Genomic DNA, 14,443 nt, shown 5'->3' with positions numbered 1-14,443 from the left:
GCTGTCAGGAGCCGTATGCACAGCAGGCTTCATGTCTCGTTGATTGGTGCAGTCGTCTTCTGAAAATGACACTGTGAGCATGTCGCATAACTTAGGGGTAAAGCGACGGCTGTGGCTTGGGCTGGTAAGCCCTAGCTATGGTAAGTTGCGCATCTGAAAATTAAAGACTGCCCATGACCCGCCCGAATCGCAAAACCCTTATAGCAAGCCTGCTGATTATGCTCTGGGGCCTCTCCATGCTAGTCGCCTACTGGTGGTACGAAGCGCGCTACCTGCGCAGCTTCGGTGAGCAGACCGCGTTATTCTACGGTAAACAGCTGCGCCTGCCTGATGAGCTTGCTGGTCCAGGCCCGATCCGCCTGATACATTTCTGGGATCCGTCCTGCCCGTGCAATATCGGCAACCAGCAACACCTGACCGAGCTGATCAAGCGCTTCGGCCCACAGGGTGTAAGTTTCTACGCGGTACAAACGCCAGGTAGCCACGGCCAATTACCTGATGTCCTGAACGCCCTGAAAACCTTACCGGCCTTGAGCGGCAGCTACAAAATCCCCGCCAGCCCGGCTGTGGCAATCTGGGACCGGACAGGCCAACTGGCATACTTCGGCCCCTACAGCGAAGGCGCAACCTGCACCTCTAGTAACAGCATTATCGAGCCCATTTTAGACGCCCTAAATGCTGGCAGACCCGTACACGCAAACAACACAATGGCCGTAGGCTGCTTCTGCGACTGGCCGAGCAATTGACGATCACAAACCGGCAGCGCGCTACGGCATTATGCGCAAATTCACGCTCATCCCTAGACTCAACTTGCCGATACAGCAATTGTGAGCAGTTGCCGCTCGCCTAAATCAAGCTAACGCTATTTAGAAGTATATTGATTGCCGCACTCACCACGACTGCACAACCTATCGAGCCTCTCACCATGTCAGCTAACCTCTCCCCCACCCTTCAACAGCACTACCAAAAAGCAGACCGAATCATGCTGGGGGTGCTGTGGCTGATGTTTGTGTACTCGCTCGGCCTCGCGTTCTGGAATGGCACTTGGGGTCAAGCGCTCCTGGTCGGTGGTGGTACGGCTGTAGTAATGAGCGTACTTAACCAGCTCATCAGCGGCCAACGCCTGTTGCGTTGCGTGATGGGCGCGGCGTATATGGTGATGGCGGCCCTGCACATCAACCAGGCCGGCGGCATGATGGAAATGCACTTCAGCATCTTTGTGTTACTGGCCTTCTTAGTCTATTACCGCGACTGGCTGCCGATCGTGGTCGCAGCGTTGGTGATTGCAGTGCACCACCTGAGTTTCTTTGCATTGCAGGCACAAGGTGTTGACGTGGTTGTACTGCCGAGCGGCAGTTGGCCGATCATTTTCCTGCATGCAATGTACGTCGTAGCCGAAAGCGCAATCCTGATTTACTTGGCGATGCAGACCCACGCGGAAGCCGTTGAAAGCGCGGCGCTGATACAAGCGGCCGAAAAGCTCACTGAGAAAGATGACGAAATAAACCTCGTTTACCGCAGCAGTGCCCAGGGCAAAGTTAGCCGAGGCTTTAACCACTTTCTCGGCACCTTAGATGAGTTGGTCGGTGAAGTGATTAAAGACACCCAAAGCCTGCAAAAAATGGGTGACAGTCTGCTGCAAACCACCGGCCACCTAAGCTCCGGCGCGGAGCAGCAGCAAGGCGAAATCATCTACATGAGCTCAGCCATGCTGCAGATGAGCACCGCTATTGACGAAGTAGCTGGACATGCAGATGGCGCCGCAACGGCAGCTCAAACCGCCAATCAACAGGCTGCCGAGGGTAGCCGCTCGGTCAACCATGTGCGTAGCGAGATTGGCAAACTAGCCACGCAAATCGATGTTACTGAAACCGAGGTTCAGGCGCTGGCAGAACAGTCCGAGAAAATCGGCAAGGTTCTGGAAGTGATCCGTTCGATTGCGGATCAAACCAACCTGCTGGCCCTAAACGCTGCGATTGAAGCCGCACGTGCTGGCGAGCATGGTCGTGGTTTTGCCGTCGTGGCTGACGAGGTGCGTAATCTTGCGCAGAAAACAGCGTTGTCCACCGCTGAGATCCAAGAAATCATCAGCGGCCTGCAACAAGGCAGCCGTCAAGCAGCGACTGCCATGCAGGAAAGCCGAGACAGTGCGCGCAGCTGCCTACGAGACAGTCAGGCAACTGCCGAACTGCTCGGCGCCGTAGCGCAAGACATCAGCGCCATTACTCAAATGAACGAGCTGATTGCCGCTGCCACCCACGAGCAAGCTGCCACCAGTGCAGAAGTCAGTCAGCATCTGCACAGTGTGCAAAAAGTGGCTGAGCAAACGTTCGGCGATGCGAACAAGCTTAATAACGATGGCCAGCAACTCAGCCAGTTAGCCGATCGTTTGAGCCGTTTGAGTGGTCGCTTCCGCGTTAGCCGCTAAGCGCTGAATAGCCCCGACTTGGTAGGCAAATCTTACGGACTACTTTTGGCTGATGTTTGTGTGTCGAGTCCGACATTAACGGTCGGACGCGTGCCAGCGCGAGCCCTGCACTGGCACGCGGTATGATCTTGACCCGATTTACATAAAGGGGATGTAAGCCGGAACCCCAGAAATTTCCGTCACCCTAGTTGGGTGGGCTCAACACTCGTGTCACCAGCTACCTTCTGGAGAATCGAGCTCGGCCATCCCTCCCTGGACGGGCATCGCTCGACGATGTTCAACGGCTCCCTCACGGGGCCGTCGTTTTGTGGGGGCTATTCCATCCACAAGTCGTCGAGGTTCTTGAAGTTCCAGAGCGTCGGGTCTTCGGGGCCAGTGATACTGTCCTTGCAACTCGTGGCCGCCAGGTCGATGGTCTGCATCGGGATCGGCTCTCTCGAGCGTAGCGAGAAGAACACGCGAACCTTGGGAGTCAGCAGTGATTCCATTCCCGGCTCAACGACAACGGCCAGACGCTGAGAGGACAGGCGAACCAAGGAGCCGACGGGGTAGATGCCCACGGCCTTGACGAAGGCGTGGAAGATGCGTTTGTCGAAATGGCCCTCCCACTTGGCCATCTGCCGCATCGCCGCGGACGGGTCCCACGGCTTTTTGTAGGCTCGCTCCGACGTCACGGCATCATAGACGTCGCAGATTGCGCCCATGCGGGCCAGGAGTGAAATGGCGTCACCGGCCAAGCGATCCGGGTAGCCGGTTCCGTCGATCTTCTCGTGATGGTGCAGGGCAATGTCCACCACCCCGGGCTCGGCCCCGCCTGCGCGCAGCATCTTTGCGCCCTCCACAGGGTGGCGCTTCATGATGGCGAACTCGGCATCGGTGAGCTTGCCTGGTTTGTTAAGCACTTCCAGCGGCATCGCGGCCTTGCCTAGGTCGTGCATCAGTCCGCCGATGCCAGCCAGGCGCGTTTGCTCCTCGTCTAGATCGAGATGCCGGGCCAGCGATAGCATCAGGGCGCAGACGGCAACCGAGTGCAGGTAGGTGTAATCGTCGTGCGTTTTGATGCGTGCGACGCTGATGAGGGCATGAGGTTGGCGCAGCACCGAGGCAGCGATTTCTCCGACCAGCGGCAACGTCGTGCTTGGGTCGACGGCCTTGCCAAGCCGGGCTTCCTGGAACATGTCCATGACTTGGGACTTGGCCGCAAGACAGAGTTTCCGTGCATAACACATTTCGCTCTCCATTGAGGTTGCGCCGTCACTTTTCTTGCTTAGTGGACTAGACGGCAGAGATTGCTCCTCCGACAATTCTCTGGGCTCTGGGCTCTGGGCTCTGGGCTCTGGGCTCTCTGGGCTCTCTGGGCTCTCTGGGCTCTCTGGGCTCTCTGGGCTCTCTGGGCTCTCTGGGCTCTCTGGGTCGACTTGGCTTTTGGCCAAGTCGACCCAGACCTCCCCGACGCCACATTCTCGAATGGCAGAGAGATCCTGAGGCTCGGTCAGCAGGAAGCTGCCGCGCCAGAATGGGTGTCGAACCCAAGAGCCGGCGAGCTTGTGGATGTACATGCCGAGACGAAGCTCGGATACGGGAATGCGTTTTACCAACTTATTTTCCTTTCTGAGTTGGGTGGTTAGGCGTGCGCCGAGGCTGGCACCCAGCGGTAGAGCGGAGGTAAGGTCACGCCAAGATTCTTGGATCAGCCGGAACCGCCGAAATTGGGGTTTGGGGAGCAATGGAACCAAAAACCAACGTAAGCCTTACCACCTCCGCTCAGAGCCCTCTTCCCAGGCATCCGCCTCGATAAAACAATTGCGCATCTCGGCTTCCTGGCTGATCTCGGTCAGCAGATCATGTACCGTCTTATCCAATGCCTCATCATTGCGATATGGAATGCTCAGTGCGTAGTTGCCCGACTCCAGTGGCTTCATGCCATAGGGTTCCAGGCAGTAACGCTCGATGTTCTCTTTTGCCCGCTTTTTGCCACGCACGAACTTGCTGTTGTTCTCGACGGCCAGGCGCAATATGACCGTCGCGATCCGTTCGGCATCGTCCACTGCCGGTGGGACTGTAATGTCGAGATGCAGGGAGATTTTTGTGGGTACGCCGATCGTTATGCCGCGATGCCGGAGGTAGCGGTAAAGCGTACTTTTGGAGATGTGCAGTTTCTTGCCAATGGCGCTCACACTTAACCGTCCCTCGCGGTACAGCGTTTCTGCGGCCATAGCTGTCGCTTCGGCTTGAGCTGGCAACCCCTTCGGACGGCCACCGACTCGACCACGTGACCGTGCAGCGGACAAGCCGGCCTGTGTGCGCTCACGAATCAACTCGCGTTCGAACTCTGCCAATGAAGCGAACAGGTTGAACACAAAGCGCCCTTGCGCGTGAGTGGTATCGATGGGGTCATTCAGACTTTGCAGGCCAACGTTACGAGCGGCCAATTCACCGACCAGTTCGACCAGGTGCTTGAGTGAGCGTCCCAGACGATCCAGCTTCCAAATCACCACGGCATCACCGGCTCGCACATGAACCAATAATTTATCCAGTTCCGGACGTGCGCTTTTTGAGCCGCTGGCAACGTCTTGATAGATCCGCTCGCAGCCTGCCTTTTTCAGAGCATCGATCTGGAGGTCTGCGTTCTGATCCCGAGTACTCACCCGCGCATAGCCAATTTTCATCAGAAGTACCGTTTACTCAACAGATAAATTGAAAATAGAACCTTGATTAACGATACCAGTATTTAAAACCATAATGAGGCTTAACTCAGAGCAGCCATTCCTCGATAGAGTTCGGCAAAACCTTCGTTTTGTCGAACCATTGCATCGCCCTTTGTGATTGGCGTATAAACACACAAACACCTATTAGCGGAGAACGCTATGAATACCATTCGCTGGAATGTCGCCGTCTCGGCCGACACCGACCAGTCGCTTCGGATGTTTCTGGCCAGCCAGGGCGGCGGCCGTAAGGGCGACCTGTCGCGCTTCATCGAAGAAGCGGTACGGGCACACATCCTGGAGCTGAGCGCTGAGCAGGCCAAGGCCGCTAACGCCCATCTGAGTGAGGCAGAATTGACCAACGCGGTTGACGAAGCGCTCGACTGGGCACGTAAGCGCTGATGCGGGTCGTGTTGGATACCAACATCCTGTTCAGCGCCCTGATCTCGCCACATGGCGCGCCCGATGCGATCTACCGTGCCTGGCGGGCGGCGCGTTTCGAGGTGGTGACCTCGCGGATGCAACTCGATGAAATTCGTCGAGCCAGCCGCTATCCCAAGCTTCAGGCCATCCTACAGCCCGCCAAGGTGGGCGCCATGATCAATAACCTGCAACGGGCTGTGGTACTGGAGCGCCTGACCATCGAGGTCGAAGCCGATGATCCGGATGACTCGTTTTTGCTGGCCATGGCCTTGGCGGGCGATGCGGACTACCTGGTAACCGGTGATCGCCGCGCCGGCCTGCTGCAACGCGGGCACATCGAACGCACGCGGATCGTCACGCCCGCCGTGTTCTGCGTCGAGGTGCTGTGATCCATGCCGGTCGGTTTTCTGACTCAAGAGCAACGCGACGGTTTTGGCCGCTATGTTGATTCGCCCAGCCGTGAAGAGCTGGAACGTTACTTCCACCTGAGCGATGAAGACCGTGAAGCCATCCAGGTGCTGCGGGGTAACCATAACCGTCTGGGTTATGCCGTTCTGCTGACCACCGTCCGCTTCGTTGGCGTTCTGCCGGACAAGCCCGCCGCCGTGCCGGTGGAAGTCCTGCAGGTGCTTTGCCGACAACTGGCGATTCCAGACCCCGACTGCCTCCAGCGCTATAGCGATCATCGCCGCTGGATACATGCCACCGATATTCAGAACCGCTTTGGCTATCGTCATTTCACCGATCCGGGCATCGGCTTTCGCTTGAGCCGCTGGCTGTATGCCCTCTGCTGGACGGGCACCGACCGGCCGGGAGTGCTGTTTGAGCGAGCCACCTCGTGGCTGTTCACACAGAAAGTCCTCCTGCCTGGTGTGTCTCAACTAGAGCGCTTTATCGCCCAGTTGCGCAGTCGGGTCGAAGAACGCCTCTGGTTTACGCTGGGCCGCAGCGTGACTGAGGAACAGCGATTGCAACTGCAAGACTTGCTGACGGTGGCCGAAGGCAACCGCAGCTCCCGGCTGGATCAATTGCGCTCCGGCCCGGTCATGGTCAGTGGCCCCGCGTTGATTCGGGCACTGCGCCGGCTCGATGACGTGCGCGGCATCGGCATCACCTTGCCGGCGGCGGCGCACATCCCTCCCAGCCGTATCGCCGCCCTGGCCCGCTTCGCCAACACGGCCAAGGTCACCGCGATTAATCGGCTGCCGGCGTCGCGGCGGATGGCGACACTGGTGGCCTTCGCACTCTGCCTGGAGGCGACTGCGCACGACGACGCACTGGAAGTCCTGGAGGCCTTGCTGCGCGACCTGTTCAGCAACGCGGAGAAGGCCGACAAGAAAGCCCGCATGCGCAGCCTGAAAGACCTGGATCGGTCGGCCGCGACGCTCGCCGCCGCGTGCAAGGTCGTGCTGGACAGCTCGATCAGCGATGACAACGTGCGCGCCCGGCTGTTCAACGACCTGCCGAGGACCACCCTGGAAAAGGCCCTGGAAGAGGTCAACGCGCTGATCCGCCCGGTAGATGACGTCTATTTTCTTGCATTGGAAGCGCGCTACCGCAGCGTGCGCCGCTTCCTGCCCGACCTGCTCAAGCACATCCGCTTCGGCTTCAGCCCGGCCGGCAAGGGCGTGGCGGCTAGTCTGGAGTGGCTGCAACTGAACCTGCCGCGCCGGAAGCCAGAGGATGACGCGCCGCAGGAGATCGTGGCCAAGGCTTGGCAGAAGCACATCACCCGCGAAGATGGCTCCCTCGACATGGGTGCCTATGTGTTCTGCACGCTCGATGCGCTGCGCACGGCCCTGCGCCGCCGCGATGTCTTCGTCTCGCCCAGTTGGCGCTATGCCGACCCGCGTCTTGGCCTGCTCGACGGTGCCGAATGGCTGGCGGCGCGACCGATCATCTGCCGGTCACTGGGCCTGACCATCGACGCCAAAACCACCCTGGACGCCTTGTCCGTCGAGCTGGATGCAACCTGGCTGGCAGTAGCCGCGCGCCTGCCCGACAACCCGGCGATTCAACTGAGCGAGAACACCGAGGGCAAGACCGAACTGTCGCTCGGGGCGCTGGACAAGCTGGACGAGCCCTGCTCGTTGCTGCAACTGCGGGCGGCCGTGTCTGACCTGATGCCGCGTGTCGATCTGCCGGAAATCCTCTTGGAAATCGCCGCCCGCACTGGCTTTTCCGAGGCCTTCACCCATGTCTCCGAACGCAATGCACGCGCCGACAACCTGGTCACCAGCCTCTGCGCGGTGCTGTTGGGCGGGGCCTGCAACACCGGCCTGGAGCCCTTGATCCGCACCGACAACCCGGCGCTGCGCCGTGACCGGCTGTCCTGGGTCAGCCAGAATTATATCCGCGACGACACCCTGTCAGCGGCTAACGCCATCCTGGTCGGAGCGCAAAGCCAACTGGAACTGGCCCAAGTCTGGGGTGGCGGCGAGGTCGCCTCCGCCGATGGCATGCGCTTCGTCGTACCGGTGCGCACCGTGCATGCCGGCCCCAATCCGAAGTATTTCGGCACCGGCCGGGGTGTCACCTGGTACAACCTGATTTCCGACCAATTCTCCGGCCTGAACGCCATCACCGTGCCCGGCACGCTGCGCGACAGCCTGGTGTTGCTGGCGGTCGTGCTGGAACAGCAGACCGAGTTGCAGCCGACGCAAATCATGACCGACACCGGGGCCTACAGCGATGTGGTGTTCGGGCTCTTCCGCCTACTTGGCTACCACTTCAGTCCGCGGCTGGCCGATGTCGGCGGTACCCGCTTCTGGCGCACGCGCCCGGACGCGGACTACGGCAAGCTCAACGGGCTGGCCCGCCAGTCGGTCAAACTCGACCTGATCGCCGAGCACTGGGACGACCTGCTGCGCCTGGCCGGCTCGCTCAAACTCGGCCGGGTGCCGGCGACTGGCATCATGCGCACGCTGCAAACGGGAGATAGACCCACCCGGCTGGCCCAGGCGCTGGCCGAATTCGGGCGGATCGAAAAGACTCTGCACACGTTGACCTATATCGACGACGAGTCCAAGCGCCGCGCCACCCTGACCCAGTTGAACCGAGGCGAAGGCCGGCACAGCCTGGCCCGCGCCGTGTTCCACGGCAAACGCGGCGAGCTCCGCCAGCGCTACCGCGAAGGCCAGGAAGACCAGCTCGGTGCTCTGGGCCTGGTGGTGAACATCATCGTGCTGTGGAACACCCTCTACATGACGGCGGCCGTGGAACGGCTCAAGCAGCACGGCTATCCAGTGCTGGAAGAGGATTTGGCCCGGCTATCGCCGCTGATCTACGAGCACATCAACATGCTCGGGCGGTATTCCTTTGCGGTACCGGAAGAAGTTGCGCGCGGCGAGCTGCGGCCACTGCGTAATCCAGACGACGACCTGTGATCCCCCTAAACGCTATGAGCAACACCCAAGCTGCTGCTGGATCGGCGGGCACTTCACCGAGCCGAACGAACAGAAAACGCAGCAATCCCCTGGGTTGGGGCGCAGCAGCGCCTTGCAGTTGCTGCACTCGTAATAGAACTGGCAGGCGTCCGTGGGCATGGTTTCCGGCTTGGCGAAGCCGCAGCGCGGGCAAGTCAGCACGGACTCAAGGACAATGGCGCTCATCGTGACCTCACTTCTGCACTGTGGAGGGGTATCCCGCGTTCGCGGTCGCCTCAGTCAGTGCCTCGGGCTGGGCCTTATCGGGATCGTAGGTGACGGTCGCCGTCTTCTGGTCGAAATTGACCTGGACGTCACTCACGCCGGACACCTTCTCCAGCGACTTCTTGACCGTGATCGAACAGAGTCCGCACGTCATGTTCTGCACGTCGAGCGTGACGGTTTTCGGGGGAGCCGCCAGCGCCACGAAGGGCAAGGCGAAAAGCACGGCGATCAGCAGTTTGCGCATGGTTAATCTCCTTCAGTAGAACAGCGGGGCGAGCCACGGCACGGCCAATAGGCCGAGCAGCAGCACGCTGACGATCCAGAACACGAGTCGCTGTCGCACGAGCGTGCGCGGATCGGCGCAGGGTGTACCTGGCGTACAAACCTGTGGCACCAGGTAGAGCTTGCGGAATGCCAATCCCAGGAACAGTAGAGTCAACCCGATGAAGAGGGGGCGTAGTGGCTCCATCATGGTCAGAGCGCCCACCCACGTACCGCCGACACCGAGTGCCAACAGCACCAGTGGCCCGACACAGCACACCGACGCACCGATGGCGGTCAGCGAACTCGCGACCAGCGAGCCTTTCCCGGTGAGTTGCATCCCCATTCCCATCTCCTGAGCCTGATTGCCTAGGTGCTATTCTAAACTCCGTACCAAAGTACGGAATCAAGGAGAAAGTGATGGCCACAGAGCTGACCATTGGCAAGCTGGCAGACGCCGCCGGGGTGAACGTCGAGACGATCCGCTACTACCAGCGACGCGGGCTGCTGGATGAACCAGCCAAACCCTTGGGTGGCCATCGGCGCTATCCGGTGGACATGGTGAAGCGACTGCGTTTCATCAAGCGGGCTCAGGCGCTGGGTTTCACGCTCTCGGAAGTCGGTGGACTGCTGACGCTGGATGAGTCGTGCGCCTGTGCCGAAACGCGAGCACGGGCTGCACGCAAGCTCGCGTTGATCGAGCAGAAGATGGCCGACTTGGTCGTCATGCAGCAACTGTTAGGCGAACTGGTGCAGCAATGTGATGCGGGAGACGGCGGAACGATCTGCCCGATCATCGAGGCACTGATCAGAGAGTAATGCCTGGCGGGTGAGCTGGAGATCGGAAAGCCCCTTTACGGTGGGATTCAGAGCTTACGTTGGTTTTTGGTTCCATTGCTCCCCAAACCCCGTCAATGCGATTGCACCGGGTGAGATCGAGACGTCGATCCTGTCTGCCGGGACCGAACTGATCGTCGATCAGCAGATCCCCATGCACCGCTTGGGCAAGCCGGAAGAAGTCGCATCCCTGGTGCATTTCCTCTGCACCCGAGGCGCGTCGTACATCAACGGTTCGGAGATTCATGTCAACGGTGGTCAGCACGTCTGAAATAATCTGGAAATCCCGGCCGGAAACTTCCATCATTCGGGCCGGGCATCCGCCGCAGATGAGCGATCAATGAGCAACCCCTACCCTATTCAAACCCTCAATCACTCTTACCTGGGCAGTGGCATCTACGAGTTGCTGCGCGAGGCACTGATCACCGGGCGTTTCCAGCCCGATGACCGCCTGCGCATCCGCGACCTGGCCGAACAACTGGGCACCAGCGTCACACCGGTGCGCGACGCGATCCTGCAACTGGCCAAGGAACAGGCGCTGATCCTCAAGACCCCGCGTGACATCCGCGTACCCATCCTCACCGCCGCGCAATACGGCGAGATCCGCAGCATCCGCCTGGCGCTTGAAGGCCTGGCTGCGGAGACGGCCGCCGCGCTGGTGACCGACAGCGAACTCGCAGACCTGCAAGCCTGCATCGAAAACAACATCGCCGCGATCAACGCCCAGGACTTGCAAGCCGCTCTCAAGTGCAATCAGCAATTTCACTACGCGCTGACCACCATCGCGCGCATGCCGGTGCTGGCGGGTTTGCTCGATAGCCTGTGGATGCGCACCGGCCCACTGATCGCCCGTGCCTATGGCAACTTCAACGAGCGCATGGCCATCGACCATCACTGGGAAGTGCTCGACGCACTCAAGCGCCGCGATGGCGCGGCGGCACGGGCGGCCATCTGCCGTGACATTCTCGATGGCAACGAGAAGATGCTCGAGTACATCGAGATGGCGCAGGCGGACTGATTGGCAGTCAATTCGACTGTTGACGAAACATAGATGACCAGTTAGTTTATTAAAACTTTCTCATCACTGGATGTCTCTGTCATGGCTCGCCCGGTCAACCTCGAAGTCAGATCCCGTTTGCTGTCGATTGGCCGCCAGGTGGTTCACAACCGTGGCTTCAACGGCTGCGGCGTCCAGGACATCACCGCCGCTGCCGAGATTCCCAAGGGCTCTTTCTACAACTACTTCGCCAGCAAGGAAGACTTCGCGGCAGAGATCCTCGAGGAATACTGGACCTCGATCGAAACCCGCCACGGGCCGATCTTCTACGACGCCCGGGTCAAGCCGCTGGAGCGCATCGGCCAGTTCTTCCAGGCCCTGGTGCTCGAGCACGGCGAGCATGAATACAGCCTGGGTTGCCTGATTGGCAACCTGTCCCTGGAAATGTCCAATGGCAGCGAACAAACCCGCAAGCGTCTGGCCGATGTGCTGGCGCGCTGGGAAGGTTTGCTCGCGAGCTGCCTGCGTGAAGCGCAGCAGCGCCGCGAACTCTCTGAAACTCACGACGCCGAAGCGCTGGCCAGTGTCATCGTCGAAGGCTGGGAAGGTGCGGTCATGCGCGGCAAGGTCCTGCGCGACGGTGCACCTCTGCAGCGTTTCGTATCGATGGTCTTGCCTCGGCTATTGGAGTGAGTTTTTTTTCCTCATTAATAAGACGACTGGTCATTTATATAAAGCAACATTCACGTCTCATCCACGCAAGCACCCAAGAGGTAAATCGTCATGAGCCATCTGTACGCCGACCCCGCCGAACCCGCACTGCCTGCCACTGGTTTCAAGCTCGACCTGAGCAAAGCCGCCCTGGTGGTCATCGACCCACAGAACGACTTCCTCAGCCCTGCCGGCGCCAGTTGGGCGGTGTTCGGTGAGAGCATCGTCGAGAACAACACCGTCGAAAACCTGGAAAAACTGTTCAAGGCCTTCAAGGCTCACGACCTGCCCGTGGCCGTGTCGCCACACTATTACTACCCGCACGACCACGACTGGCATTTTGGCGGTCCGCTGGAAAAGGTCATGCACAGCATCTGCATGTTCGATCGCAAGGGACCGAACACCCTGGAAAACTTCGAAGGCTCCGGCGCCGATTTCCTCGAGATCTACAAGCCGTACATTCTCGACGGCGAGACCATCATCGCCTCGCCGCACAAGGTCTACGGCCCGGAAACCAACGACCTGGCGCTGCAATTGCGCAAGAAAGGCGTGTCGCAGATCATCCTCGCCGGCATGGCGGCCAACCTTTGCGTGGAATCACACCTGCGCGAACTGCTCGAACAGGGCTTTGAAATAGTCGTGGTACGCGACGCCACCGCCGGCCCGCGCCTGCCGGATGGCGACGGCTACCTGGCGGCCATCATCAATTACCGCTTCCTCGCCCACGGGCTGTGGACCACCGAAGAGACTATCGCGCAACTGCAACCGGCTTGATCGTGCCCGAGCGGCCGGGCATCGCGCCCCCCCGCTCTTTCTCGAGAACCCCCGATGAAAATCCCCGCCCGTTATGAGCATTTCGTTTTCGGCGTCGTTCAATCCGGCCTGACCTGCGCGGTCGCGGCCGCCATCGCCACCACACCCCATGCGCTCGACCTGGCCTTTGCCGGCCGCTGGTTGAACGCGTGGGCGCTGTCGTGGGTATCGATGTTGCCGGTGGTGGTGCTGGCGGCGCCGATGATTCGGCGCGTGGTGAGGCGGATGACGGTGGGCTGAATGACTTGGCTATGACTCACCCAACACACCGCCATCGCGAGCATGCTCGCTCCTACCGGGGGCTTCGGGGCTGCTCGCGACAGGCGCGCAAGCCCGCACCCGACGCACGAAATACTGTGCCCGTTCGCATTTTCGCAATAAACCACTTTTCATCCGCGCATTTGTAGCCGCTTCGTTCACGGACAAGCCGGTACATTAGACCTCCATGGTCCCGCAGAGCGACCGACAACAAAACCTACAGCTCGCCCAAGAAAATCTGCCAACCATTCGGAGTCTTTCCATGAGCACATTGCGCACTACAGCTTTCCAACTCGCGAGTCTGGCCCTGTTCATCGGTAGCGCCACCCAGGCCATGGCCGAGGACATCACGTTCGTATCCCAGGGCGGTGCTTATCAGGAAGCCCAGAGCAAGGCGATCCTGGAGCCTGCGGCGAAAAAGCTCGGTCTGACGCTCAAACAGGACAGCTCGCCCAAGGCCTACCCGATCATCAAGACCCAGGTCGAGAGCGGCAAGGTCACCTGGGACGTGGTGGACCTGCCCACTGGCGACTGCATCCGTGGCGAAGCCGAAGGGCTGTTCGAGAAGCTCGACCTTGCGCTGATTCCCAATGCCGCGCAAATACCCGACAGCCTCAAGGACGAATACAGCGTCGGCTACATCAGCTACTCCACGGTGCTGGCGTATCGCACGGACGCGTTCAAAGGCGCGGACGTACCCAAGACCTGGGCCGACTTCTGGGACACCAAAAAATACCCGGGCCAGCGCTCCCTACGTAACCTGCCACGTCCAACCCTGGAAATCGCGCTGCTGGCCGATGGCGTGCCGATGGACAAGCTCTATCCGCTGGACGTCGATCGCGCCTTCCGCAAGCTTGAGCAGATCAAGCCCGACATCGCCACCTGGTGGACGTCCGGCGGGCAGTCGGCGCAGCTGATCAGCGACGGCGAAGTGGACATGATCCAGGCCTGGAACGGCCGTATCACCGCCGTACAGGGGTCGCCTCAGAAAACGGAAAATAAAGCACGCTAAGCCGGTTGCAGCGGTCGTAGCGGCCTGAACTTGCCCGCGCCGATCTTGGCGCTGCTGCGCCAGAGGTAATCGCCGGTGAGGTTGATGTGCTCCCAACCGAGCGGCGACAGGTACTGCAACAGCGCGTCATCAACGGCATGGCCGTTGCCACGCAGCGCGTGCGCAGCCCGTTCCAGATAGACCGTGTTCCACAACACGACGGCAGCCGTTACCAGATTGAGGCCGCTAGCCCGGTAGCGCTGTTGGCGCTGATGGAAAATTGACCCACCCTGCCGATTGAAATTTGACCCAGGGCGGATTGCTGATTTTGTTACCAGCAACTGTGGATAAGTCTACCAGCGCAGCTGC

General features: G+C 60.0%; 16 protein-coding genes and 2 pseudogenes. 12 read left to right on the top strand and 6 right to left on the bottom strand.

Annotated elements, in window-relative coordinates; translation table 11 throughout:
• The first annotated feature begins 173 nt into the window (after positions 1–173).
• Both ACFZPT_RS20505 and ACFZPT_RS20500 read left to right on the top strand, forming a co-directional pair.
• Positions 174–746: a DUF6436 domain-containing protein gene (locus ACFZPT_RS20505; RefSeq protein ID WP_125855394.1), complete on the top strand. Its 573-nt coding sequence runs from the start codon at positions 174–176 to the stop codon at positions 744–746.
• Between the two features lie 179 nt (positions 747–925).
• Positions 926–2,428 carry a methyl-accepting chemotaxis protein gene (locus ACFZPT_RS20500; RefSeq protein ID WP_125855395.1) on the top strand — a complete coding sequence of 501 codons (1,503 nt, stop codon included), beginning with the start codon at positions 926–928 and terminating at the stop codon, positions 2,426–2,428.
• Positions 2,429–2,742: 314 nt separating this feature from the next.
• Here the strand turns inward: ACFZPT_RS20500 and ACFZPT_RS20495 are convergent, their stop codons facing one another.
• Both ACFZPT_RS20495 and ACFZPT_RS20490 read right to left on the bottom strand, forming a co-directional pair.
• Positions 2,743–4,026, bottom strand: coding sequence for an HD-GYP domain-containing protein (locus ACFZPT_RS20495; protein WP_198818518.1), 1,284 nt, complete (start codon positions 4,024–4,026; stop codon positions 2,743–2,745).
• Between the two features lie 153 nt (positions 4,027–4,179).
• Positions 4,180–5,097, bottom strand: a complete 918-nt coding sequence (locus ACFZPT_RS20490) for a recombinase family protein (RefSeq protein ID WP_047306926.1) — start codon at positions 5,095–5,097, stop codon at positions 4,180–4,182.
• Between the two features lie 198 nt (positions 5,098–5,295).
• On the opposite strand from ACFZPT_RS20490, the gene ACFZPT_RS20485 reads away from it, so the two are divergent.
• The 3 genes from ACFZPT_RS20485 to ACFZPT_RS20475 are packed head-to-tail and all read left to right on the top strand — an operon-like array spanning position 5,296 to position 8,942.
• Positions 5,296–5,535: a ribbon-helix-helix domain-containing protein gene (locus tag ACFZPT_RS20485; protein ID WP_003089107.1), complete on the top strand. Its 240-nt coding sequence runs from the start codon at positions 5,296–5,298 to the stop codon at positions 5,533–5,535.
• Positions 5,535–5,945 (top strand): putative toxin-antitoxin system toxin component, PIN family, encoded by a 411-nt coding sequence (locus ACFZPT_RS20480; RefSeq protein ID WP_003150546.1) that lies wholly within the window; start codon positions 5,535–5,537, stop codon positions 5,943–5,945. The genes ACFZPT_RS20485 and ACFZPT_RS20480 overlap by 1 nt, the downstream gene beginning before the upstream one ends.
• A 3-nt stretch (positions 5,946–5,948) precedes the next feature.
• Positions 5,949–8,942 carry a Tn3 family transposase gene (locus ACFZPT_RS20475; protein ID WP_003299771.1) on the top strand — a complete coding sequence of 998 codons (2,994 nt, stop codon included), beginning with the start codon at positions 5,949–5,951 and terminating at the stop codon, positions 8,940–8,942.
• A 12-nt stretch (positions 8,943–8,954) separates the two neighbouring features.
• Here ACFZPT_RS20475 and ACFZPT_RS20470 read toward each other — a convergent pair whose 3' ends face one another.
• Genes ACFZPT_RS20470 through ACFZPT_RS20460 form a run of 3 tightly spaced genes read right to left on the bottom strand, consistent with a single transcriptional unit; the run spans position 8,955 to position 9,813 of the window.
• Positions 8,955–9,167, bottom strand: coding sequence for a GDCCVxC domain-containing (seleno)protein (locus tag ACFZPT_RS20470; protein WP_003089113.1), 213 nt, complete (start codon positions 9,165–9,167; stop codon positions 8,955–8,957).
• Positions 9,168–9,174: 7 nt separating this feature from the next.
• Entirely contained in the window at positions 9,175–9,450 is a 276-nt protein-coding gene (gene merP, locus ACFZPT_RS20465; protein ID WP_379555610.1) for a mercury resistance system periplasmic binding protein MerP, read from the bottom strand.
• Between the two features lie 12 nt (positions 9,451–9,462).
• The gene (locus ACFZPT_RS20460; protein ID WP_003089115.1) at positions 9,463–9,813 is read right to left on the bottom strand and encodes a mercuric transporter MerT family protein; all 351 of its coding nucleotides are present in this window, start codon (positions 9,811–9,813) and stop codon (positions 9,463–9,465) included.
• Between the two features lie 74 nt (positions 9,814–9,887).
• Here ACFZPT_RS20460 and merR point away from each other — a divergent pair, with 74 nt between their 5' ends.
• From merR to ACFZPT_RS20425, 7 genes and pseudogenes are all read left to right on the top strand, one after another.
• A complete protein-coding gene (gene merR, locus ACFZPT_RS20455; protein ID WP_003089120.1) occupies positions 9,888–10,286 on the top strand; it encodes an Hg(II)-responsive transcriptional regulator in 399 nt (132 codons plus the stop codon).
• Positions 10,287–10,377: 91 nt separating this feature from the next.
• Positions 10,378–10,575: pseudogene (locus tag ACFZPT_RS20450) on the top strand (SDR family oxidoreductase); the annotation flags it as partial.
• A 69-nt stretch (positions 10,576–10,644) separates the two neighbouring features.
• On the top strand, positions 10,645–11,322 hold the full coding sequence (locus ACFZPT_RS20445) for a GntR family transcriptional regulator (protein WP_016487046.1): 678 nt from the start codon (positions 10,645–10,647) through the stop codon (positions 11,320–11,322).
• Between the two features lie 81 nt (positions 11,323–11,403).
• On the top strand, positions 11,404–11,994 hold the full coding sequence (locus ACFZPT_RS20440; RefSeq protein ID WP_003465041.1) for a TetR/AcrR family transcriptional regulator: 591 nt from the start codon (positions 11,404–11,406) through the stop codon (positions 11,992–11,994).
• 90 nt (positions 11,995–12,084) lie between these two features.
• Entirely contained in the window at positions 12,085–12,786 is a 702-nt protein-coding gene (locus ACFZPT_RS20435; protein WP_003465039.1) for a cysteine hydrolase family protein, read from the top strand.
• A gap of 54 nt (positions 12,787–12,840) precedes the next feature.
• Positions 12,841–13,065, top strand: coding sequence for a DUF2798 domain-containing protein (locus tag ACFZPT_RS20430; protein ID WP_003465037.1), 225 nt, complete (start codon positions 12,841–12,843; stop codon positions 13,063–13,065).
• Positions 13,066–13,345: 280 nt separating this feature from the next.
• Positions 13,346–14,095, top strand: coding sequence for an ABC transporter substrate-binding protein (locus ACFZPT_RS20425; protein ID WP_134612791.1), 750 nt, complete (start codon positions 13,346–13,348; stop codon positions 14,093–14,095).
• Here ACFZPT_RS20425 and ACFZPT_RS20420 read toward each other — a convergent pair.
• Positions 14,092–14,340 (bottom strand): annotated as a pseudogene (locus ACFZPT_RS20420) (Tn3 family transposase); the annotation flags it as partial. The gene ACFZPT_RS20425 and the pseudogene ACFZPT_RS20420 sit on opposite strands and share 4 nt — an antisense overlap.
• Between the last annotated feature and the right edge of the window lie 103 nt (positions 14,341–14,443).

The organism is Pseudomonas sp. MD330_10, assembly GCF_042610415.1.
GTDB lineage: Bacteria > Pseudomonadota > Gammaproteobacteria > Pseudomonadales > Pseudomonadaceae > Aquipseudomonas > Aquipseudomonas rhodesiae.
The sequence above is the reverse complement of the archived record's forward strand: the minus strand, read 5'-3'. Positions and strand labels throughout refer to the sequence as shown.